This is a genomic window from Streptomyces sp. CNS606 (genome assembly GCF_000426325.1).
The window spans coordinates 22,378-43,347 of the sequence record NZ_AUFD01000030.1 but is presented as its reverse complement, the minus strand read 5'-3'; the positions used below and the strand labels follow the sequence as shown (position 1 = coordinate 43,347).

19 protein-coding genes and 2 pseudogenes are annotated in these 20,970 nt (G+C 72.5%); 10 read left to right on the top strand and 11 right to left on the bottom strand.

The window, feature by feature from the left end:
• Window positions 1–167: 167 nt before the first annotated feature.
• From K304_RS0118895 to K304_RS0118880, 4 genes are all read right to left on the bottom strand, one after another.
• Window positions 168–407 carry a hypothetical protein gene (locus K304_RS0118895; protein WP_027765026.1) on the bottom strand — a complete coding sequence of 80 codons (240 nt, stop codon included), beginning with the start codon at window positions 405–407 and terminating at the stop codon, window positions 168–170.
• 401 nt (window positions 408–808) lie between these two features.
• Window positions 809–1,969: an HTTM domain-containing protein gene (locus tag K304_RS29910; protein WP_051308622.1), complete on the bottom strand. Its 1,161-nt coding sequence runs from the start codon at window positions 1,967–1,969 to the stop codon at window positions 809–811.
• The gene (locus tag K304_RS31760; protein ID WP_158687365.1) at window positions 1,966–2,709 is read right to left on the bottom strand and encodes a DUF5819 family protein; all 744 of its coding nucleotides are present in this window, start codon (window positions 2,707–2,709) and stop codon (window positions 1,966–1,968) included. The genes K304_RS29910 and K304_RS31760 overlap by 4 nt, the downstream gene beginning before the upstream one ends.
• 148 nt (window positions 2,710–2,857) lie before the next feature.
• A complete protein-coding gene (locus K304_RS0118880; RefSeq protein WP_027765025.1) occupies window positions 2,858–3,364 on the bottom strand; it encodes a hypothetical protein in 507 nt (168 codons plus the stop codon).
• Between the two features lie 425 nt (window positions 3,365–3,789).
• Here K304_RS0118880 and K304_RS33430 point away from each other — a divergent pair, with 425 nt between their 5' ends.
• Both K304_RS33430 and K304_RS32335 read left to right on the top strand, forming a co-directional pair.
• Entirely contained in the window at window positions 3,790–4,944 is a 1,155-nt protein-coding gene (locus K304_RS33430) for a hypothetical protein (protein ID WP_158687364.1), read from the top strand.
• Window positions 4,945–4,982: 38 nt separating this feature from the next.
• Window positions 4,983–5,240 (top strand): annotated as a pseudogene (locus tag K304_RS32335) (transposase); the annotation flags it as partial.
• 682 nt (window positions 5,241–5,922) lie between these two features.
• Here the strand turns inward: K304_RS32335 and K304_RS0118865 are convergent.
• The gene (locus K304_RS0118865) at window positions 5,923–6,807 is read right to left on the bottom strand and encodes an oxygenase MpaB family protein (protein WP_051308625.1); all 885 of its coding nucleotides are present in this window, start codon (window positions 6,805–6,807) and stop codon (window positions 5,923–5,925) included.
• A gap of 975 nt (window positions 6,808–7,782) precedes the next feature.
• Between K304_RS0118865 and K304_RS0118855 the strand changes: the two genes are divergently transcribed.
• The 3 genes from K304_RS0118855 to K304_RS0118845 all read left to right on the top strand — a co-directional run bounded on the left by K304_RS0118855 (window position 7,783) and on the right by K304_RS0118845 (window position 10,219).
• On the top strand, window positions 7,783–8,976 hold the full coding sequence (locus K304_RS0118855) for a cytochrome P450 (protein ID WP_027765023.1): 1,194 nt from the start codon (window positions 7,783–7,785) through the stop codon (window positions 8,974–8,976).
• Window positions 8,977–8,996: 20 nt separating this feature from the next.
• Window positions 8,997–9,209: a ferredoxin gene (locus tag K304_RS0118850; protein WP_486591729.1), complete on the top strand. Its 213-nt coding sequence runs from the start codon at window positions 8,997–8,999 to the stop codon at window positions 9,207–9,209.
• A gap of 431 nt (window positions 9,210–9,640) precedes the next feature.
• Window positions 9,641–10,219 carry a GNAT family N-acetyltransferase gene (locus K304_RS0118845; protein ID WP_027765021.1) on the top strand — a complete coding sequence of 193 codons (579 nt, stop codon included), beginning with the start codon at window positions 9,641–9,643 and terminating at the stop codon, window positions 10,217–10,219.
• Window positions 10,220–10,240: 21 nt separating this feature from the next.
• On the opposite strand, the gene K304_RS29895 is transcribed toward K304_RS0118845, so the two are convergent.
• The gene (locus K304_RS29895; RefSeq protein ID WP_051308620.1) at window positions 10,241–10,816 is read right to left on the bottom strand and encodes a TmrB; all 576 of its coding nucleotides are present in this window, start codon (window positions 10,814–10,816) and stop codon (window positions 10,241–10,243) included.
• An 80-nt stretch (window positions 10,817–10,896) separates the two neighbouring features.
• On the opposite strand from K304_RS29895, the gene K304_RS0118835 reads away from it, so the two are divergent.
• The 3 genes from K304_RS0118835 to K304_RS0118825 all read left to right on the top strand — a co-directional run bounded on the left by K304_RS0118835 (window position 10,897) and on the right by K304_RS0118825 (window position 13,289).
• Window positions 10,897–12,177, top strand: coding sequence for a cytochrome P450 (locus K304_RS0118835; protein ID WP_486591728.1), 1,281 nt, complete (start codon window positions 10,897–10,899; stop codon window positions 12,175–12,177).
• The gene (locus tag K304_RS29890) at window positions 12,174–12,407 is read left to right on the top strand and encodes a hypothetical protein (RefSeq protein WP_051308619.1); all 234 of its coding nucleotides are present in this window, start codon (window positions 12,174–12,176) and stop codon (window positions 12,405–12,407) included. Before K304_RS0118835 ends, K304_RS29890 begins: the two co-directional genes overlap by 4 nt.
• 147 nt (window positions 12,408–12,554) lie before the next feature.
• Window positions 12,555–13,289 (top strand): VOC family protein, encoded by a 735-nt coding sequence (locus K304_RS0118825; RefSeq protein ID WP_486591727.1) that lies wholly within the window; start codon window positions 12,555–12,557, stop codon window positions 13,287–13,289.
• Between the two features lie 40 nt (window positions 13,290–13,329).
• Here the strand turns inward: K304_RS0118825 and K304_RS0118820 are convergent, their stop codons facing one another.
• From K304_RS0118820 to K304_RS0118800, 5 genes and pseudogenes are all read right to left on the bottom strand, one after another.
• Window positions 13,330–14,727: an NADP-dependent succinic semialdehyde dehydrogenase gene (locus tag K304_RS0118820; protein ID WP_027765018.1), complete on the bottom strand. Its 1,398-nt coding sequence runs from the start codon at window positions 14,725–14,727 to the stop codon at window positions 13,330–13,332.
• A gap of 115 nt (window positions 14,728–14,842) precedes the next feature.
• On the bottom strand, window positions 14,843–16,015 hold the full coding sequence (locus K304_RS0118815; RefSeq protein ID WP_027765017.1) for a baeRF2 domain-containing protein: 1,173 nt from the start codon (window positions 16,013–16,015) through the stop codon (window positions 14,843–14,845).
• A 23-nt stretch (window positions 16,016–16,038) separates the two neighbouring features.
• On the bottom strand, window positions 16,039–17,769 hold the full coding sequence (polX, locus tag K304_RS0118810; RefSeq protein ID WP_027765016.1) for a DNA polymerase/3'-5' exonuclease PolX: 1,731 nt from the start codon (window positions 17,767–17,769) through the stop codon (window positions 16,039–16,041).
• Between the two features lie 74 nt (window positions 17,770–17,843).
• Window positions 17,844–18,467 (bottom strand): annotated as a pseudogene (locus K304_RS0118805) (phosphoribosyltransferase); the annotation flags it as partial.
• A gap of 80 nt (window positions 18,468–18,547) precedes the next feature.
• Window positions 18,548–19,009, bottom strand: coding sequence for an HIT domain-containing protein (locus K304_RS0118800; RefSeq protein ID WP_027765014.1), 462 nt, complete (start codon window positions 19,007–19,009; stop codon window positions 18,548–18,550).
• Between the two features lie 78 nt (window positions 19,010–19,087).
• Between K304_RS0118800 and K304_RS0118795 the strand changes: the two genes are divergently transcribed.
• Both K304_RS0118795 and K304_RS29885 read left to right on the top strand, forming a co-directional pair.
• A complete protein-coding gene (locus K304_RS0118795) occupies window positions 19,088–19,282 on the top strand; it encodes a hypothetical protein (protein WP_023531621.1) in 195 nt (64 codons plus the stop codon).
• A gap of 55 nt (window positions 19,283–19,337) precedes the next feature.
• Complete coding sequence (locus tag K304_RS29885; protein ID WP_106965625.1) at window positions 19,338–20,945, top strand: FtsK/SpoIIIE domain-containing protein; 1,608 nt, start codon at window positions 19,338–19,340, stop codon at window positions 20,943–20,945.
• Window positions 20,946–20,970: the final 25 nt, after the last annotated feature.

Genomic DNA, 20,970 nt, shown 5'->3' with positions numbered 1-20,970 from the left:
GACTCGCCACAAATCACCCACCGACAAAACCCGGCGAACCATCAAAACAACTAACTCCAAGACCTCCCAAAACTCACCCTCACCACTCTCGGCCGCAACCCGCAGCTCTCGCCATTCGACTGCTTCTTCGAGCGCGAGCTCAGTCCACATCGACTCAGGCCCCGCACTCACAGCATCCGCGTGCCCATTGACCGACTGAAACAGAGATACTCCACATGACTCAGCGAACGATCGTCCACTCTGGCGCGAGCTACATGCAGCACGTCGTCGAACTGAAACAGGATTTCATCCACCCCCACTCCTGACGCCTGCAAACAGGCAGCTTGACGATCGGGTTCTACGCTGAGCAGGTCCAACACGGCGAGAGTCCACCGCCGAAAGTCGGCCAGCTTTCGCTCCCCGGTCATCGAATGATCCGTCCCAGATCTCCTTCACGTCCCACGACTCTCCAGTAGGCACCCTCGCCATGATGGCCACCGCCAGCATTCCACCTGAGCATCCGCCCGGTCGGGTCTCCTCGACCCGCGTATTCGCGAATCACCCACCCACCGCATTCTTGCCACGCCCCAGACCTTCTTCACCCATCCTGACTTACCCGCAAAGAACGGTGGATGTCGCTACCGTGGTATCACGTGCAGCCAGTACCAGGTCCGAGCGGGATGGCACGGGTGGTGGGCACTCCGACTCGAAGTCTCAACGTCCACTGTCACGCCTCTGTCGAGCCGTACCGCGCGTGTGCCGACCGGTGACGGCATCATGAGCCAGCCGTGGCACGAAACCGACGCCCCCGGCAGACGTCGCTGCCGCGTCAGTCGCCCACACGGGTCCGGACTCTCCCACCGTCCAGCGGGACGCCCTGATCGGCCGACGCGCCTCGTGGCTGGGAAGGGAGTTTCGCGGCCGGACTCGCAGGATGCCCTTGCGGCGACACCGCGGAGCGCGGGCTCTGCAGTGACGCCTCCGACCCCTGCTGTTGCCGCAGGCGGCCGGCGAGGTGCGCCAGGGCGTGCCAGCGGCGTTCGCTCACCAGCACCATCTCCGTGGCGATCATCGTCAGGGAGAAGAACGGCAGCCCCATCAGGACCGCGATGCCGCCGTGCAATCCGATCCCGCCGAGAACGGCGAGTCCTCTGGTCGTGCGGTTCAGCAGAAGGAAGGGGAAGGCGATCTGGAAGAACACCGTTCCGTAGGTGAGAGCAGTGATCAGCGAGGCGTGCGGGTAGAGGAGCTCAGACAGCCCCGGCCATGGTGAGAATTCGGCGACCCGGAGCGTGTAGTACAGCGCGGTGCCGTTCTGCCACATGGACCCCTGCACCTTGAACATGGCGGAGGCGAGGTAGACGTAACAGATCTGAACGATGACGGCCACGATCGCGGTGTTGTGCAGCACGGTGCACGCTCGCCAGAAGGAGCCGCCGGACGGGGCGCTGGTACCCGCCCTTCCCTGCAGCCGGCGGCGGCGAGCGTCCAGTGACCACACGGCGGAGCAGTCGGCCAGCAGCAGATAGACCAGAACCAGGCGGAGGACGTTGTCACCGCCGTCCACCACAAGCGGGTTGCGTTCGTGCCAGGACACCACCAGAACGAACAGCACCGGGGTGACCAGTCGGGTCCGCCACCCGAGGGCGAACAGGAGAGCGGCAACGACGGTGGCGGTGAGCAGCAGGGTGCTCCACCATGCGCTGTCTGACAGCGTGAAGAGCGTCAGGGCCCCGGCGTCGGTGAGGTACCGCTGCATCAGCTCCGAGGTGAAGGGGGATTGGGTGCCCCAGATCCGCTGCCAGTCGTTGAGGCTGCTGAGGAGGATGCCGAGGATGGCGAGTCCGTAGCCGACGCGGAGCACGGCCAGGCCGTGCGTGGCCCAGCGGCGCCCGGTGGCCGAATCGTAGACAGCATCGGCCTGTTCGCGCAGCCGTGCTGCGGCACGCGTCATCTCTTCCCGCAGGGCCTCGACTGCTGCCGCGCTCATGCGCTCCTCACTTCCTCGGCGTCCCACCAGGGCAGGGTGCGGTAGGCGACTTCGCCCATCCCGGGGTCGTCCCGCTGGGAGAAGCGCGGGAACGTGTGCTCGACGACGCGTAGTTGTACGGCCTCGACGTGGATCGGTGCGCCGTAGCGGCGCTCGAGGCCGTCGAGGGCGAGGCTGCCGAGCTGGTCGACCGTGCGGTCGTAGAACCGTGCCAGTACGGGCGGGGTGTCCGGGCCGATGCTGACGTCTGCCTCGGCCAGGGGGTCCGGGGCCTCCTGGTCCTTGCGGCCGGTGACCGGGGTTCTGGTCTCCTGTGTCTTGGGGCCCGCCCCGGCCTTGGTGAGCTGCCGAACGGCCTCGTCATACATCTGCAGTGCTCCGCTCACCTGGCGGGCCGCGCGGCTGGGAGCGGCATGGCCTTCGACCATGTCGAGCTCCGGCGAGGTCAGGTCGAGGTACGGCGTGATGGCGGTGCCGTCCGGTGTACGGATCTCTGCCCGTGCGAGGACCCCGCGGTCGGTGTTGACCGGCTCGGGAGCGAACAGGTGCCAGTTCTGCAGGAAGTAGGGCTGCACGTATCCATCGACGAGCTTCTGGTACCGGTGGGACACCGGATTGGCCGGGGCGACATGCAGGAAACTCAGCGTGAAGTGGACCAGCAGGGCACCCACGGCGGTCACAGCCAGGGCGGCGACGGCTCGTTCCCCTCGTCTGCCCGCGGTGCGGGGACGGGCACTCATATGGTTGTTCTCCTCTCGAAGGGCGGCGTCTTAGGGACCGAGGCGGGAAGAGCGGGGGAGGAAGAGCCGGGTGCGGAGGAGCCCCGGCCCCGGGACAGGCTGCGTCGGGCGCACACCCTGCCCCGGGAACCGACATGGCTCTGTGCCGTCAGTCGAAGAGCGTCTCGCCCGCGGTGTCCTCGGCCTGCGGTGTGGAGACCCCGGCGATGGCGCCCCGAGCGGCGTCCACGGCCCCAGCGCCGAGGGCGCCTGCCGCTCCTCCGACCGCCGCCGATGCCATGTCCCTGCCCCAGGCGTTCGGGCCGGCGGGGACATCGAAGGCCTGCTCGTTGACGAGCTCGGCGTCGGTGGGCGTGGAGACTCCGGCGATCGCACCGCGAGCGGCGTCCACGGCCCCAGCGGCGACTCCGCCCGCGAAACCGGCCGCCGCGGCCTTGCCCATGTCGCTGGCCCAGGCGTTCGGGGCTTCGCCCGGGGCCAGGCCGGCGCCGTCGCCGGCTGCCGCCGCCGCGAAGGCCTGGCTCGCCGGGCGGGCGTCGGCGGGCGCGACGGCATCCTTCGCATCGGCTGCTGCGGTCATGCCCAGAGGCCCGGTGATCAGGCCCAGCGAGCAGGCAACCACCGTGGTGGCCGTCCACAGTCTCTTGTTCCGCATGGGAACTCCTTCTGGGTGGGGGAACACGGGTGACGCAGGCGGTCGTGGCGCATCCGGACGCGCCGTGGGCCGCCCGCAGCCCACCACACTCCCGATCACCCGGCCCGACGAGAAGAGTGCACGGGCGGCCACAAGCGGCCATTGCCGGATCCGGACACCGGCGTGGCGGCGCCCGGTTCGGCGTGCGGCGGCCCCCGCCGCACCAGGCCCGCCGGGCCGGGGGCGACAGTTTCCCTGCAGCCGGCGGCACATGGGGTGTGTTGCCGTCTTGTACAACCGGCAGCCCACTGTGACACTGCGGGTGCGGAACCGGTCACTGACGGTGCCGCGCAGGACGTTCCTCGGCGGGGGCCGGGAGCCGTTCTTCGAGAACGGCGGTTCCAAACAAGTCGCTAGTCGATTCTGGCCACCCCGGAGGACACGGCATGCTGGACAAGTTGGGTATCGGTGCGCTGGCGGAATCCGTCTACCGCACCGCCCTCGTCCACCCCAACCGCACCGCTGCACAGATCGGTACCCTGCTCGGTCTTGGGGAGGCCGAACTGAAGAACGCTTTACACACACTGGCCGGGGCCGGTCTCCTCGTGCGGCCGACCGGCGAGGATCTGACGGAGTCCCCGGACCTCCGCCCGCCCCAGGACGCGGTGCTCACTCTGCTACGTGAGGAAGAGCGCCGCCTGAAGCAGCGACAGCATGTGCTGAAACAAGCTCAGGACGCCTTGGACGACCTGGTTCACGACTACGCATCCGCGCGCAGCCATCAGGTCGAAGCGGGTGTCGAGCTACTTCCGGATGCCACGGTGGCCACAGCGACGCTGTACCGACTCGCCCGTAGCGTCCGCCGCACGGTCCAGTCGATACTCCCCGACAACGGGTTGACCACCGACGAACCGTCCTCGGGATTCCGCCTGGACCGTGATGCCCTCGGACGGGTACCGGTGATCCGCACACTGTGTTCACAGACTGCTCTCGAGGCCACGCACCTACGCCGCCCGTGCGCGTCACTGACCGAGGCCCGAGCACAGGTGCGGACCGCTCCCGCCCTACCGACGCGGCTACTGATCCTCGACGAGCGGACGGCGGTGATACCGGCCGGCCCCCACCCGTCGAACGGTGCCTACCTGATAAACGGGACGGCGCTCGTGGCGCCGGCGGCCGCCCTGTTCGAGACCATCTGGGCCACCGCCCGGATCCGCCGACCAGAACTGGACGAACCACACAACAGAGCCCTGTCGCCCCAGGAAGCGAACACACCCGACACCACCGCGCATCCCCCCTCACCCCTGCCACCACAGGTACTGGACACCTTGATCCTCTTGGCCCGAGGACACAAAGACGCATCGATCGCACGCCGCACACGCGTATCCACACGCAGCGTCCGTCGCCGCATCACCCAGGCCATGAACCTCCTCCACGCCGACAGCCGCTGCGAACTCATCGCAACCGCCGCACACCAAGGCTGGCTCCCACCCCCCGCAACACCCCCCACCCCCGCACACCGACACGACAACCGGACCGCAACACGAACAAGCGACAGCGGTGACCTGCCCCACGTCCTGGGTTCCAGATGCGGTGGCTAAGACCGTGTCCTATGTGGTGAGGCGTCGTTGAGCTGGTCATGGGGCGGGGTAGGTGGAGTTGGATCGTTCCGGACGGGTTGTGGGAGATCGCGAAGCCGCTGATCCCTCCCTCGCGGGTCCGGCCGCAGGGCGGCGGGGCGCCGGACACACCTGATGAGACGGTGTTCGCCGCCATCATCTACGTCCTGGTCAGCGGATGTGCCTGGCGGGCGTTACCGCCGGCTTTAGGTTATTGCCGAAGCCGATGCAGTCGGGCTGGACCTCGAAGCCGAGTCCCAGGATGGTCTGCCGGCGGCCGTTGTCGTAGAGGCCGCCGCGGCGCCGCGCAGGACGTTGCGGCGGCTGGGGCGGCGCTCTCACCCACACAGGAAAGCCGAGAACACGACAACCCCACGCTGCACGAGACCGGCACGAATACAGGCACGAAGCGGGGCGCCGGGAACCCGCGCAGGAGCGGAGGCGTCTGTGGTGGCGAAGCCCGTGCGCACAGAGCGAGACGATCCGGGGTGAACGACGATGGAGAAGGTGCACATCTTCCCGCCCGGCGAACGCGCCCCGATGGCCGCCGCCTACACATGCACCGCGGCATGCAGACACCTGTGGCACTCGGCCGGGCCCTACGACCGATTCCCGCCCCTGCCCCGGCCGTGCCGGGCCCAAGGCTGGGAACTCGCCGCGACAGCCACCAACCCCATCCCCCAGAAACCAGCCCCCCGACAGAACCAGCGAGCGCCCGAACCCACGCCCTGACCCCCACCACACAGGGGCCACCTCGTGTGAGCGGTCGCGAACGGCGCCCCCGCCACCTCCGAACTTCGTGACGCAAGACCCCCACGCCGGCACTGCCCCCACCCCGAAAGAACCCGGCACCACACCCGGCCGCAAGGACACCGGCGCGGCCATCACGCCGGGCAGCCACGTACCGCTCGCGCGACGGGCGGGCGGCTGCTCCGGGGTACCCCGGGTGGGAGTCCCCGGTCAGAGGGCGGGAGGCGCCATGGCCCAGCGGATGCCACGCGTCACCGCCGCGCCCGCCGGAAGCACCAAGGCCCTCTCCACAGCGGGCACACCCGGAAGACGCAGCTCCCGGCGCGCCCACGGCGGGAGCAGCGCGACGGCACTCGCGGCCAGGAGACCGTACGGAGGCCGTGCCGCCAAAGGCAGCGGCGGCTGCAGGAGCAGGAAACGCGCCGCGTCCAACGCCGGGGCCGTAGCACGCAGTTCAGGCGCGAATCCGTCCAGCACGGCGCGGAGCTCGGATTGGCTGCGAGGAGGATCCCGGACACCCAGCGCAGCAGCGACACGGGCGGTGTCCGCGATGTACCCGTCACACCCGGCATCGCCGAGACGACACGCACCGAAACGACGGTACGCACAAAGGAAACTGTCGACCTCCGCGGCATGCACCCAGGCCAGCAGACGAGGATCACAGGCCGCATAGCACCGGCCCTCGGCCGTCCTGCCCCGCACACGCCGGTGCACGGCCCGGACGGCGTCGACCGCCTCACACGCGTCACCGGCAGTGCCGAACGTCGTGACAGCCAGGAAAGCACTGGTCCGCTGAAGACGCCCCCAGGGATCACCACGAAACCCCGAGTGCCCCGCAACCGCCGCCATGGCCAGAGGGTGCAACGACTGCAGCAACAACGCACGCAATCCACCCACGATCATCGACGCGTCACCGTGCACGAGACGGATCGGACTCCCCTCCCCGAACCAGCGCGGTCCCAGAGCGTCATGAATACGAGCACGCACACCGGGCCCGTCCGGCCCGGCCACACGCGCGAAGATCGCCCTGCGCAGTCGCGCGCGGAGCACCTCGAGGCCGGGTACGGCGCATACGCCGGTCCGGGAAACCGTCACGCCCACCACAGTAGAACCTCCCCGCCCGGGGACACAGAGCCCCACGCACGAGACCCCCACACACCATCGCATCCGCCATCCGCAACTCCCAGAACAGAAACCACCACAGACACCACCCACGCCCAACGGGCGGGCGGTACCCCTGGGGGCGCTTTTGCGGCACCGCCGCAGCCCCCTTCTCCAGTCCGAGAAGGACACCCCAGAACGTCCCTGACGCCTCCAGAAGGCCCCGGAGAGCGGGTGGAGACCGGGCCTCCCAGGCTCCCGGGGAGGCATTGCCAGGGAGAACTCGCCGTGCGTCTCTCGGCTGCCCTGGAACCTGGGAGGTGCCGCGCGCCGAACCAGCAAGAAGCGCCGACGAATGAGCAGCGACGCCCGAAGCCCGCTGCACATCAAAAGGCAAGACAGCGTGGCGCTGACGGTCCACGAACAGAACGAGGTGCTGCCTGACCTCGGTCCGCCAGCGACGGGATCGGCGACACCGTCCCTTCACACATGTGGAGTCGTCGCTCCGGCCACGGGCATGCGCACCGCAGCATGCGGCCGGTCGCCGGCACGGCCGCACCGGCTCCTGCGCCCCTCCGCAGACAACAGGTGTGACCTGCGCAAACAGTCATGACTTTCTCCGTTCCGCTTTCATGTCGCGCCGATTCGCACGATGCTTGACCCGGCACCACGCCGGGAGCCTCACCGGGTCCGCGGGGTGCGGCCGCGCGCACACCGCGGGCGGTCGGTGTGTGAATCGAGGAGAAGGTGTGGCTATGGCGAAGCACGATGCCGACGTACGCAACGCGGTGCTGCTGCTGGCGTTGACCGCCCTGGGTATCGGTCTCGTGGCGACACTGGCGGTCATGAGCTTCTGACCGGTGCTTCCGTGCGCCGTGTGAGCTCCGCTGTCTGCGGGGTGCCCCGGCTGGTTCGCTGCTCGCCGTGCCACGGGCACCTGCCTGTCGCCGGTCCAGCAGAAGGAGCCCCATGCAGCACGCCGACCCCGCTCACACCAGGCCGGTCTCGGTATGGCCGCCCGTGCCGCCGGGCGCCGAGTCGCCGGTGATCCCGGACGCCGCACCACCGGTCCGCGTCACCCTGTCCGACGGCAGCATGCACTGGCTGGTCAGCCGCTACGCGGACGTGCGCACCGTGCTGTCCGACAGCCGGTTCTCCGCGGACGACCAGCATCCGGGATTCCCCCGCCTGATTCCGCTTCCGCCGTTGTCCGGCGGCCTGTCCTTCCTGCGCATGGACCCGCCCCGGCACGACGTGCTGCGGCGGGTCCTGACCCCGCGATTCACCGTGCGCCGCATCGAAGCGTTACGGCCGGCCGTCGAGCGCACCGCGGAGGAGCTGCTGGACGGCATGGAGCGGGGCGGACCACCCGCGGACCTCGTGCAGGCGTTCGCGCTGCCGTTGCCCTCGCGGACGTTGTGCGAGTTGTTGGGCGTCCCGTACCGGGATCACGCGATGTTCCAGGAGCACAGCACGAACGTGGTCGCCACGGACACCGACCCGGACACGGCGACCGCGTCGTTCACGATGCTGGAGGAATACCTGGCGGAACTGGTCGAGGAGAAGCGGGCCCGTCCCACGGACGATCTCATCGGAGCGGCGCTGGCGCAGCAGGAGTCCGCCGCACTCACCGACGAGGACGTCGTCGCCCTGGCGCGGCTGATGCTGATCGCCGGGCACGAGACCACCGCGAACATGATCAGCATGTCCGTGCTGACACTGGTGCGGCACCCCGAGCGTGCCGCGGCCCTGCGTGGCGCCCCGGAGCTGCTGCGTCCGGCCGTGGAGGAACTGCTGCGCTACCTGGCCGTCGTGCGGGACGGCATCGCCCGTGTCGCCACCGAACGCGTCCGGCTGGGCGGGCAGGTGATCGAGGCCGGAGAGGGCGTGGTGGTGTCGCTGCAGAGCGCGAACCACGACGCCGCCGCCTTCCCGGACGCCGCGGAGCTCGACCTGGGCCGTGATGCCCGCGGGCACGTCGCCTTCGGGTACGGGGTCCACCAGTGCATCGGCCAGGCCCTGGCCCGCGTACAGCTCCAGATCGCCCTGACCGCCCTGCTCCGGCGCTTCCCGCGGCTGCGCGCAGCCGTGGTGCCTGAGGATCTGGCGTTCCGCGAGTTCTCCGTGGTGGTCGGCCCCCGCTCGCTGCCGGTGGCGTGGTGACGGGGGCGGCAAGGATGCGGGTGCGCATCGCCCCGGAGCGCTGCTGCGCGTCCGGCATGTGCGTGCTCACCGCGCCGGGGGTCTTCGACCAGTCGGAGGAGGACGGCTCGGTGCGGCTGCTGCGCGCGGTGCCACGCGCGGAGGAGGAGCAGGCCGTCCGGGACGCGGTCCGGCTCTGCCCCACCGGAGCGATCGGCTTCGCCGCTTCGCCGACGGCTCCGCGCCGCGGTTGAGGGCCGGGGCGGAGCCGCCCCGGGTCGGCCGCGGGCCGGCGGACCCGGCAGGGCGGTCCCCCGGCTCGCGGCGGGGCGTCTCGTCCGCCGCCGGCGGGGCGTGCGCGCGAACTGTGCGCGGCGGTCCGGGATGACCCGTGGCGGAGCCGTGCAAGGAGCTGCCGCCGCGGGCGGGCGGACCGCGTTCACGGACGGTGGCCCCCGGCCGCGAGATTCGGCCGGCCCGGATTCCCGGGCTGTCGTGCGCCCCTCGGGGACGACAGTCATGGAGACCGGCACGTGGCGTCGTCCGGTCGAGATTCCGGGGCGGTTGATCAGCAACCGCCTCTGCAACCCGTCGACGAGCCCTGTTCCCGAAGATGAACGAAGCCGGGTGGTCTACGGGCGGCGTGAGGGGTTACCCGCCCCGCGGTACGGCCGCGGGAGGACACATGGCGAGCACGATCGTTTCGGAACGGTTGACGCTGCGCCCGTGGAGGCTGGACGACGTGGAGGCCGCCTTCGCGATCTACGGGCGACCGGACGTGGCACGGTGGCTGAGTCCGGCGATGGACACGGTCAGCGACCGGGACGCCATGCGGCTGGTGCTGCAGCAGTGGATCGCCGAGGACCACCGGGGGTCACCGCCCACCGGGCGGTGGGCGGTGGAGCTGACGGCGGAGCGGCGGGTGGTCGGGGGCGTGATCCTGCTGTACCTGCCACCCGGCGGCGAGGACCTCGAGATCGGATGGCAGCTCGAGCCGGGCGCCTGGGGGCGGGGGTACGCGGCGGAGGCGGGGCACGCCACGGCTCACTGGGCGCTGCAGCAGGCGGGGGTCGACGAGCTGTTCGCCGTGGTGCGCCCGGCGAACGCGCGGGCGGCGGCCACCGCGGAGCGCATCGGCATGGAATGGGTGGGCGAGACCGATAAGTATTACGACCTCCGGCTCCAGGTGTACCGGCTGCGGACGGGCGACCTGGACCGTCCGCTGCCCGGCCGCGCCTACGGAGCAGACCGGCACTCACCGTAGCCGGGGGGCGCCGGCGGCGGGTCAGTCGAACCGGATGTGGCGCAGCCCGGTGTGGAGGCGGCGGAGCCGACCGCGCAGCCGTCCGTGGGTGCCGGGTGCCGGGCGGAGACCGGCGTGGCCGGTGACGTGGTCGGCGACCTGGGGGACGGTGAGGTGGTCGGTCCGCAGGTGCGCGGCGAGCTCCGTTCCTCGGAGGCGTTCGAGGCAGTGGTCGAGCCGGGAGACGGCGAAGCTCTCCCGGAGCGGCGCGATGTGATGCACTTCGTGGCCGCGTTCGCGCAGCCGGCCGACGGTCTCGGCGAGGTGGGCGGGCTCGACGACGGTCATGGGCACGATGACGGCGCCGTGGTGCTCGGCCAGGAGACGGTCGAGGACCTCGTACACGCCCTGCCGCCCGGCGGGGAGGTCCTGGAAGTCGCGCCGCAGAGCGGGCGGCAGCATGCGGTGCAGGCCGAACCCGGCGTGTTCCGGGTCGCTGACGACGCTCCCGGGGAGCCGGCGGCGCGGTTCGTGGGCGGTCTGCGTCTTGCCGCCGCCGAACGGGCGTTGATCCCTACGGGCATGCCCGGACCCTACGCCGCCTGTGGGGGGGGACACACCCGCCGAGGGCGCCAATACCGCCCGGGAGGAACGAAACAGAACATACTGTGCGGGTCCTGTTCCGTGGTGTGGGGGTGGTGTCCTTGCCCGAGCCCGGTGCCTGCGTGCCCGACGACGTCAATCCCCTCCGGCCGGACTTCTGGCGACTGCCGGGGCCGCAGCGGCAGGCAGCGTTCGCGCGCCTGCGCGCGAGGGAGCAGCCCGTGCTGGTGGAGGAGGGCGAGCGCGGCCGGACGTTCGCCCTGGTGCGCCACTGCGATGTCACGGAGGCCAGCAGGAGGCCGGAGGTCTTCCGCAGCGCGCCGGGGGCGACGACTCCCCCGCCGGCGAGGTGGGTGCGGGCGCTCTTCGGGGCGTCCATGGTGAACCTCGACGGCCCGGAGCACGCCCGGTTGCGCGGGGTCGTGGCGCGGGCGTTCACGCCCCGCATCCTGGCGCGCGCCGAGGACGACATCCGGCGCACCGCGGACCGTGTGGTCGACGGGATCGCGAGCACCGTGGGCGGGGACGGCACCGGGGACTTCGTGGCGGCCGTGGCGGCGCCGATGCCGTTCCACGTGCTGTGCCGGATGATGGGCATCCCGGAGGCCGAGCGGGAGAGCATCCAGGTGCTGATCGACCGGGCGTCCGAGCACGTCGGTCTGGACCGCACCCTGGCGCAGCGGCTGCGGACGCCCGGTCGGGGACTGCGGGCGCTGGCGGGGATGCACCGCATCGTCGCCCGGGTCGGGCGGGAGCGGCGTGAGCGCCCCGGTGACGACCTGATCTCCCGGCTGGTGGCGCCGGACCGGGACGGCCAGAGCCTGTCGGCACGTGAGCTGGGCGCTTTCTTCTCGCTGCTGCTGGTGGCGGGTGTGGAGACGACGCGCAACGCGCTGGCGCACGGCCTGCACCTGCTGACCGTGCATCCCGGGCAGCGGGAGGTGCTGCTCTTTGGCCTCGACGCTCACCTGGACACGGCGGTGGAGGAGATCGTCCGGCACAGCACACCCATCCACCAGTTCCGGCGCACCGTCGCCGGGGAGTACGGCGGCCCGGGCGGCTACCGGCCCGGCGACCGGGTGATCCTCTGCTACGGCTCCGCCAACCGGGACGAGCGGGTGTTCGCCGATCCGGAGGCGTTCGACGTCACGCGCAGCCCGAATCCGCATCTGGGCTTCGGTGGGGGCGGGCCGCACTACTGTCTGGGCGCGCATCTGGCGCGGCAGGAGATCCGGGCGGTGCTGCACGCCCTGCTCACGCGGTATCCGGACGTGCACACCACGGCGCCGCCGTCCGTGCCGCCGACGAGCTTCGACCACCGCGTCGCCCGTCTGCCGTTCCGCCTGTCGGCGCCGCGAGGGACGATGAGGGTATGAACGGCGAATCGCATGAGAACGGCCCTGCGGCCCGGCGTACGGGCGTCCCCCGCGACCTGCCGGACCAGGAGGCGGTCGGCGGCAAGGAGGCGCGGGAGGAGGGCACCGGCAGCACAGAGGGGCTCCCGGACACGGACGAGGCCGGGTCGGGCCCTCGCGGGTCCGGCACCCCGGGCGGCGGGGAGCTCGGCGACCGGGAGCCGCCGGAACCGGAGGAGCCCACGGACTGAGCCGCGCGGTGCGCGGCGGCGCGTCACGACGATTCCGTTAGGGTGGACTCCGACCCTGAGGCATTTGTCCATTTCTGTCAGCATACGGAAGTGAGGCGAGGCGGAGTGGCGGCGGCGAAGCGCCCGATTTCCGGCGCACCCTGCTGGGTGAGCCTGGCCACCTGCGACATGGAGGCGGCTCAGGAGTTCTACGGCCCGGTGCTGGGCTGGACCTTCCGGCCGGGACGGCTCGGGGAGGATTTCTGCATCGCCATGACCGACGGGGTTCCGGTCGCGGGAATCGGGGCCGTGAGCCGCAGACTCGGGGTGGCGGTGGCGTGGACGCCGTTCTTCGGCGTCGGCGACGCCGACACGGCCGCGGCCCGTATCCGGGAGCGGGGAGCGACGCTGGCCATCGGCCCGATCGCGCTGGGCGACGGGCGGGCGGCCCTGGCCGCGGATCCGGGCGGTGCGATCTTCGGGCTGTGGGAGGGGTCGGTGCACTCCAGCTGGCACGTCGCGCACGGCAGCCCGCCCGCCAGACTGGAGCTGCGCACCCGGGACGCGTTCGCCGCCGCGATGTTCTACGGCGAAGTCCTGGAGTGGGCGTCGGAACACCCTGAACGCTGCGAGGTGGACTACCGCGACGACGCGGTCACCGTCGAGTTCGGGCCGCACACGGTGGCGACGATCCGGGGCGGAGGCGTGGAGTCCGCCCCCGACCCGCACGTGCGGCCACGGTGGCACGTGTCGTTCTACGTGGAGGACGTGGACGAGGTGGTGCGGGTGGCGGTGGAGGCCGGCGGCACGGTGGCGGCCGCGCCGGAGGACTCCCCCAGGGGCCGCAACGCGATCCTCCGCGACCGGCAGGGCGGCTTGTTCACCGTGCAGGCCCGCAAGTAGCGCCTCGTGCGGGGCCGCCCGACGGCGCCGGGTGGTGTGGTCAGTCCGCGGGGCCGTACCAGACAGTGGTGATGTTGCAGAACTCCCGGATGCCGTGTCCGCCGAGTTCCCGCCCGTAGCCGGAGCGCTTGACGCCGCCGAAGGGCAGGCCGGGGTGGGACGCGGTCATGCCGTTGACGAAGACGCCGCCGGCCTGCAGGTCGCGGGCACAGCGTTCCTGCTCGGCGGGGTCGCGGGTCCAGACGTTGGAGCCGAGGCCGAAGGGGGTGTCGTGGGCGGTCTCCAGCGCCTCGTCGAGGCTGCCGACGCGGTAGAGGACGGCGACCGGCCCGAAGGCCTCCTCCCGGTGGATGCGCATGCGGTCGGTGACGTCCGCGAGCACGGTGGGCTGGTAGTACCAGCCGGCTCCGTCCGGCTCGGGCCGGGCGCCGCCGACCAGCACGGTGGCGCCCTGGCGGCGGGCGTCCTCGACGAGTTCCTCCACGTCGCGGCGGACCTGTTCGGTGGCGAGGGGGCCGATGTCGGTGCCGTCGGCCATCGGATCGCCGACCGTGAGGGCGTCCATGGCCCTCACGAAGCGCTGGGTGAAGTCGTCGTAGACCTCGTCGTGGACGATGAAGCGCTTGGCGGCGATGCAGGACTGGCCGTTGTTCTGGGTGCGGGCGGTGACGGCCGTCGCGGCGGCCTTGGCGATGTCGGCGGAGGGCAGGACGAGGTAGGGGTCGCTGCCTCCGAGTTCGAGCACCGTCTTCTTGACGACGTCGCCGGCGATGGACGCGACGGAGCGGCCGGCTCCTTCGCTGCCGGTGAGGGTGGCGGCGGCGACACGCGGGTCGCGGAGCAGGGTGGCGACCTCTCCGGAGCCGATCAGCAGGGTCTGGAAGCAGCCGTCGCGGTAACCGGCACGGCGGAACAGGTCCTCCAGGTAGAGAGCGGTCTGCGGCACGTTGGAGGCGTGCTTGAGCAGCCCGACGTTCCCGGCCATCAGGGCGGGGGCGGCGAACCGTACGACCTGCCAGAGGGGGAAGTTCCACGGCATGACGGCGAGGACCGGGCCGAGCGGGCGGTAGCGGACCACGGCGCGCACCGCTCCGGAGTCGGCGACGTCGTCCTCGGCCGGGTGCTCGTCGGCGAGGAGGGCGGGCGTGTGCCGGGCGTACCAGCGCATGGCCTTCACGCACTTGGCCGCCTCGGCACGGGCGGCGGCGAGGGGCTTTCCCATCTCCAGCGTCATGGTGCGGGCGACGTCGTCCTGCTCGCCCTCGAGGAGGTCCGCCGCGGCGCGCAGCAGTTCCTGCCGGCGCTCCATGGTGGTGACGCGGTGGTGCTGGAACGCTTCGTGGGCCGCCGCCAGCCGGTCCTCGATCTCGCGGGGGCCGAGGGCGTCGAAGGTCTTGAGGGTCTCCCCCGTTGCCGGGTTGACGGTCGCGATGGGCACTGCCGGGTCCCTCCTCCTGGGCTGGTTCTCGGGCTCCGGGTGCCCGGCGCGGCGGCGGCTAGTCCTCTCCGGGCGGAGCGGGTGCGGGCGGATGCCGGTCCCCGCCGCCGCGGGGTCAGGCCACGGTGCCCTGCGGGCTGCGGGTGGCCCAGCGCAGTACGGCGCCGCAGCCGCCCGCGGGGCCCGGGCCGCCGACGGGCACCCGGAGCACGTCCGCGTCGGCCGCGGCCGCGGCGCGCAGCAGGGCGTCGTCGGCGCGGGCCGACGAGGGGCGGCGCACCCCGGTGGCCTGGGCCTCGGTACGGCGGACGGCGACCTGGTCGGGGGCGGGGCCGACCCACACCTCGTGGGCGGGGTCGGGGCCGGACGCGGCGAGGAGCAGGGTGGCGAGCCGGTGGCTGCGTGCGGCGTCGACGACGGCGGGGATGCCGTCGGCGGCCTGTCCGGGCCAGGCTTCCCCGCCAGGGGCGAGGTGCGTGCCGGGGCGCCCGCGTCCCGCGCGGAAGAGATCGAGCGTGTCCTCCAGGTGGCGGTGGACGTGGGCGTCGCGTGCCTCGGCGACGGCCGCGTCCACCGCGTCCGGGGAGCCGCCGCGGTGACGGGTGCCGCGGTCGGCTTCGACGGCCCGGCGGCGGATGTGCTCGGGCAGGCGTTCGCGTACGGCTCGGCGTTCGCGGGGATCGCCGGCGAGGACCAGCAGGGCGGCGCCCGAGGGGCCCCAGTGGCGGGTGAGGGCACGGGCGGTCATGTCGGCGGTGCGGGCCCAGCCGTTCTCGATGCGGTGGCGGTAGTGCCATTCGTGACGGTTTGCGGGAAGGCTGCGGTGTCCGCGGCCCGGCATTTCGGCGCCGTCGGCGCGGCCGACGGCGCGGCGGCCTCCGGCGTCGCACAGTTCGATGTCGGCGCCGGTGTGGTCGACGCGGGCGAGGAGGCAGGCGGGTGCGTGGTCGAGGTGGTCCAGCAGCGGGGCGAGGCGCGGCAGGGGGGACCAACTGGTGAGGACGGCCGAGGGGGACGTGACGAGGGGGACGTCGAGGACGACCTCGGCGCCGGTGGCGAACAGGGCCCGTCCCGGGGGTGCTCCGGCGGCGGGTTCGGCGGCGAGGTGCCGCGCGACGGCGTCGCGGGTGTAGTCGTCGGCGCCCTGGGCGGTGAGCTGTCCGCCGGCGGCCCGGGCCCGCAGGCGCAGCCGGTCGGCGGCGTCCTGGGTGGCCCGGGAGGTGTCCAGGTAGACCGAGGCCCACGGGCCGGGACGGTCCAGCAGCGGGGCGAGGAAGCGGGTGTCCATGGTGTCCTCCGGGAGGTGGGAGGTCAGCGTGTGTTTCCCGTTCCGTCCAGGTGACGGAGGAGGCGTGGCAGCGGCCAGGTGTTGATGACGTCGTCGGGGGTGAGCCAGCCGCGTTGCGCGGTGCCCACGCCGAAGCGGTGGTATTCCAGGTCGCGGACGGAGTGGGCGTCGGTGTCGATCGCGAACTTCACGCCGTGGCGCTTGGCGCGGAGGATGTTCTCGTCGTTCAGGTCGAGCCGGTTGGGGTGGGAGTTGATCTCCAGCGCGGTGCCGGTGCGGGCGGCGGCCGCGAAGACGGCGTCCAGGTCGGCGTCGACGGGCTCGCGCTTGCCGAGGATGCGGGTCGTGGGGTGGCCGATGATGTGGACGTGGGGGTTCTCGCAGGCGCGGACGAGGCGGCGGGTGAGGGCGTCGCGGCTCTGGCGGAAGTGGGAGTGGACGGAGGCGACGCACACGTCGAAGCCGGCGAGGAACTCCGCGTCCCAGTCGACGCCGCCGTCGGGGTCGATGTTGAGCTCGGTGCCGTGCAGCAGGCGCATGCCGCGGTGGCGCTCGTCCAGCGCGCGGACCGCGTCGCGCTGTGCCAGCGCCTTCTCGTCCGTCATGCGCTGCATGACCAGGTCGGGGGCGTGGTCGGTGACGGCGTAGTACTCCAGCCCGCGACGGGCGGCGGCGTCGACCATGTCCTCCAGGGAGGCCAGGCCGTCGGTGAGGTCGGTGTGGGTGTGCAGGTCGCCGCGGAGGTCGGCGTCGGTGACGGTGGCGGGCAGTTCGCCGCGCAGGGCCGCGGCGACCTCGCCGCGGTCCTCACGGAGCGTGGGCGGGATCCAGGGCAGGCCGAGGCGCCGGTAGACGTCCTCCTCGGTGCGGGCGGCGATCTTCCGCCCGGTCTCGGCGTGGAAGAGTCCGTACTCGGAGAGTTTCAGCTTGTGCCGGACGGCGCGTTCGCGGATGCGGATGTTGTGCGCCTTGGAGCCGGTGAAGTAGATGAGGGCGGCGCCCCAGGAACCGGGCGGGACGACGCGCAGGTCGATCTGGAGGCCGTCGGTGGTGCGAACGGAGGTCTTCTTGGTGCCGTGGGCGAGGGTCTCGGCGACGTGGGGCAGCCGGGTGAGGGCGTCCATGAAGGGTGCGGAGCGGCGGGCGGCGACGAGGATGTCGAGGTCGCCGACGGTCTCGCGCATGCGGCGCAGGGAACCGGCCCAGGTGCACCGTTCGCAGCCGTCGATGGCGGTGAGGGCGGCGACGACTGCTTCGGCGGTCTCGGCCGCCTGGGCGAGACGGACGCGGCCGCCGGAGGCCTGCAGGACGTCGATGCCGTGGAGGATGTTCTCCTCGGTCCTGGGCCCGAAGCCCTTGAGGTCGCGGAGCCGTTCGGCCTCGATGGCCTCCCGGAGCGCGGGGACGGAGGAGATGCCGAGCGTCTCGTAGAGGGTGAGCGCCTTCTTGGGGCCGAGGGTGGGGATGGCCATCAGGCGGCGGACGCCGTCGGGGATGCGCGCGCGGGCCTGTTCGACCTCGGGCATGGTGCCGGTGGCCAGGTAGGCGGCGACCTTGTCGGCGATGGACCGGCCGACGTTGGGGATGTCGCGCAGGGCCCGGGCGTCGAGGGTGGAGACGTCCGTGTGGTGGCCGCCGATCGCGCGGGCGGCCTTCTCGTAGGCGCGTGCCTTGAACGCGTCTCCGCCGCTGATCTGGACGAGGTCGGCGTACTCCTGGAGCAGTGCCGCGACGTCGTCGTTGGGTCGGGCCACGAGGCCAGTGTAGGGAGGGGCGCGGGGTCTCGCCGGGCCTGCGCCCGGTGCGTGGCGCCTCAGGGGGTGGTGGGGCGGGAGAGGATGCCGACGACCTCGTCGTCGGTGGTCTGGGAGAAGTCGCGGTACCACTCCCCCACGGCGAAGAACACCTCCGGCACGGACAGGCAGACGAGTTCGTCGACGGTCTTCTCGAGGCGGGCGGCGGTGTCGCGGGGCGCCACGGGGACGGCGAGGACGACGCGGGCGGCGCCGTGGGCGGCGGCGACGCGGCACGCGGCGGAGGCGGTGGCTCCGGTGGCGATGCCGTCGTCGACGAGGATCGCCGTGCAGCCGTCCAGGGGGACGCGGGGGCGGTCGCCGCGGAAGCGGAGGGCCTGGCGTGCGAGTTCCGTCTCGGCGGCCCGCTCGGTGTGCTCCAGTTCACCAGGGCCGGCGTGGGCGGCCGCGAGGACGTCCGGGTTGAGGACGCGGACGCCGTCCTCGCCGAGGGCGCCGTACGCCACCTCGGGGTGGCTGGGGACGCCGAGCTTGCGGACGAGCACGACGTCCAGGGGCGCGTCGAGGGCGTGCGCCACGGGGTGGGCGACGGGCACGCCGCCGCGCGGCAGGGCGAGCACCACGGGACGGTTGCCGCGCTGGTGGCCCAGCCGTTCGGCGAGCAGCCGGCCGGCTTCGGCGCGGTCGGTGAACAGCATGCCCCGCTCCTTCCTCGCTCCCCTCCGCGTCGGGCGCGGCGGGCGCGGTGAGTCCGGTGGGCGCGGGCGCCCGGGCGGGGTCAGCCGGCTGCGGCGGCGAGCGCCGCGCGGAGCCGGGCCGCCACGTCCTCCGCTTCCGCCTCGTCCGCGTACCGGGTACGGGGCCAGAAGAAACCTCGCAGGCCGTCCTTGCGGTTCCGGGGGACGACGTGGACGTGGAAGTGGGGCACGGACTGGCTGACGCGGTTGTTGGCGGCGACGAAGGTGCCTGCCGCGCCGAGCGCGTCCTCGACGGCGGCCGTGGTGCGGCGGACACGGGCGAAGAACGGGCCGAGTTCGTCCTCGGTGAGGTCGGTGAGGGTCTCCGCGTGCCGGCGCGGGACCACCAGGACGTGGCCGTGGAACAGGGGGCGGGTGTCGAGGAACGCGACGGCGGTGGCGTCCTCGAGGACGCGGTGTGCGGGCGCGTGGCCCGCGACGACACGGCAGAAGACGCAACCGGGTGAGGCGACGCTCCCGCCGACGACCGGTGAATCACCCATTTGCGGCTTTCCTCCCTATAATACTTTCTGTGATGGTGGAACAGCTCATGGTGAAAGTCCCCTAGTCCAGGAGTCTCCATGATTCTGTCCATCTCCGGTGTGGTGCTGCTCGGCATCGTCATCTTCCTCTTCTTCAAGAAGGACGGGATGAAGCTGTCGCACTTCGCGGTGTGCGCGCTGTTCGGTTTCTACCTGGCGGGCACGGCCATCGCGCCGGGCATCAAGGCGGGCGGCGAGACGCTCGCGGGCCTGATCGGCGGCCTCCAGCTCTAAGGGCCGGGACGGTGGACGCGGTGAGGTGCCGGCGGCGCATGAGGGAGGAGAGGCTGTGGGTCTGCTGCCACTGCCCGGTCTGACGGGGCTCGGGAGCGGAGCGATGCAGGCGGTCCGCAGGAGCCGGGACGCGGCGCGGACCGGCGCGGACGGCGCCGCGGACGTCCTCCAGCCGCTGGTGGTGGTCGGCCGTGGCCTGCGCAGGCTGGCGTACGGCGGCCGCGCCTGGTGGCAGGCCGCGCCGCAGGAACGGCGGGGTCCGGTGGGCGCGCTGGTCTTCGTGGGTCTCCTGTGCGTGTACCTGCTGCCGTACGGGCCGGCGCTCGCAGTCGGGGCGCTGCTCGTCGTCGCGGGGTGGAAGGGCCGGGGCGGCGACGCCGTGGAGGCACCGGCCGAGACGGGTCCGGGCCCGGAGGAACTGGCCCGGCTGCAGTCGCTGTACGAGGCGCTGGTGCCGTGCTTCGCGCGCGCGGACGAGCCGGGTGAGGAGCCGCTGTACGCCCACGACGGGACCTACGAGCGCAGCTTCGAGGAATTCTCCTTCACCGGGGAGGGCCGCATCGAGCGGCTGCTGCTGCGCTATCCGGCGCACTTCGCCGACTGCGACGCCGAGCAGCGGCAGCGGGTCGAGCGGGTGCTGGACGCGAAGGCCGGGCGGGGCCGGGAGTACCGCTTCGGATGGGACGAGGAGCGCAACCGGCTGGAGCTGTCGGTGCTGCCGCCGCTGCCGGCGGACGTGGTGGCGCAGCCGTTCGTCACTTCCCCGGGCGAGACGGTGCTGGGCTTCACCGACGAGGGGGCGGTTCCGCGGACGCTGCCGGTGACCGACGGCTGGGGTTCGCGGGACGTGCCGCCGGTGGTCTGGCGCACCGGGCCGCGTTCGACCGAGACGCACCTGCTGGTGCTGGGCAATCCGGGGTCGGGGGCCAGCACGCTGCTGCGTTCGGTGGCGGTGCAGGCGCTGCGGCACGGGGACGTGCTGGTGGTGGAAGGCGGCGGGGCCGGCGAGTTCGCGTTCCTGACCGGGCGGCCGGGGGTGCCGGCGGTCGAGTCGTCGGTGGTGGGAGCGCTGGCGGCGCTGGAGTGGGTGGTGCACGAGACGGAGCGGCGGCTGCTGACGGGGCACCGGGCGCGGCAGGCGGGTGACCCGGTCCCGGCGGACGTGCGGCGGCCGCTGTGGGTGGTGGTGGACCGGCCGGCGCTGCTGAGCCATCTGGCCCGCGCGGAGGGCCGCCGCGACCCGCAGGAGCTGCTCGAGGTGCCGCTGCGGCACGGGCGGGCCGCGCACGTGACGGTCGTGGTGGCGGAGCAGTTCGAGGGGGCGCAGACGCTGGCCCAGGCGGTACGGGCATACACGCGGGCGCGGGTGGTGCTGGGGCCGGAGTCGGCGGACCAGGTGCGTGCGGTGCTGGGCGAGGGACCGGCTGCGGCGCCGGCGCCGCAGCCGCCGCGGGGGCGCGGGTACGCGCGGCTGGGCGGTGGTCCGGTGCTGCGCCTGCAGGTGCCGGCGACGCCGGACCCGCACGACGAGGAGACCGACGAGGGGCAGCGGCAGGCGGTGCTGGCGCTGCTGCCCGAGCGGGGGCAGCCGGCAAGTGCGGCGCGGACGGCCGCACAGGCCGCTGGACCGCCTCCGGCGGGCCCGGTGACCGCGGGCCGGTGACCGCGGGCCGGGCCGGGCGGGGGCG

Bases quoted from the DNA above. Each gene is read 5' to 3' on its own strand.
- K304_RS31760 (WP_158687365.1), bottom strand. From the start codon at position 2,709: ATGAGTGCCCGTCCCCGCACCGCGGGCAGACGAGGGGAACGAGCCGTC.
- K304_RS0118845 (WP_027765021.1), top strand. From the start codon at position 9,641: ATGGCGAGCACGATCGTTTCGGAACGGTTGACGCTGCGCCCGTGGAGG.
- K304_RS0118815 (WP_027765017.1), bottom strand. From the start codon at position 16,015: ATGGACACCCGCTTCCTCGCCCCGCTGCTGGACCGTCCCGGCCCGTGG.
- K304_RS0118855 (WP_027765023.1), top strand. From the start codon at position 7,783: ATGCAGCACGCCGACCCCGCTCACACCAGGCCGGTCTCGGTATGGCCG.
- K304_RS0118795 (WP_023531621.1), top strand. From the start codon at position 19,088: ATGATTCTGTCCATCTCCGGTGTGGTGCTGCTCGGCATCGTCATCTTC.
- K304_RS0118880 (WP_027765025.1), bottom strand. From the start codon at position 3,364: ATGCGGAACAAGAGACTGTGGACGGCCACCACGGTGGTTGCCTGCTCG.
- K304_RS29890 (WP_051308619.1), top strand. From the start codon at position 12,174: ATGAACGGCGAATCGCATGAGAACGGCCCTGCGGCCCGGCGTACGGGC.
- K304_RS0118800 (WP_027765014.1), bottom strand. From the start codon at position 19,009: ATGGGTGATTCACCGGTCGTCGGCGGGAGCGTCGCCTCACCCGGTTGC.
- K304_RS33430 (WP_158687364.1), top strand. From the start codon at position 3,790: ATGCTGGACAAGTTGGGTATCGGTGCGCTGGCGGAATCCGTCTACCGC.
- K304_RS0118895 (WP_027765026.1), bottom strand. From the start codon at position 407: ATGACCGGGGAGCGAAAGCTGGCCGACTTTCGGCGGTGGACTCTCGCC.
- K304_RS29910 (WP_051308622.1), bottom strand. From the start codon at position 1,969: ATGAGCGCGGCAGCAGTCGAGGCCCTGCGGGAAGAGATGACGCGTGCC.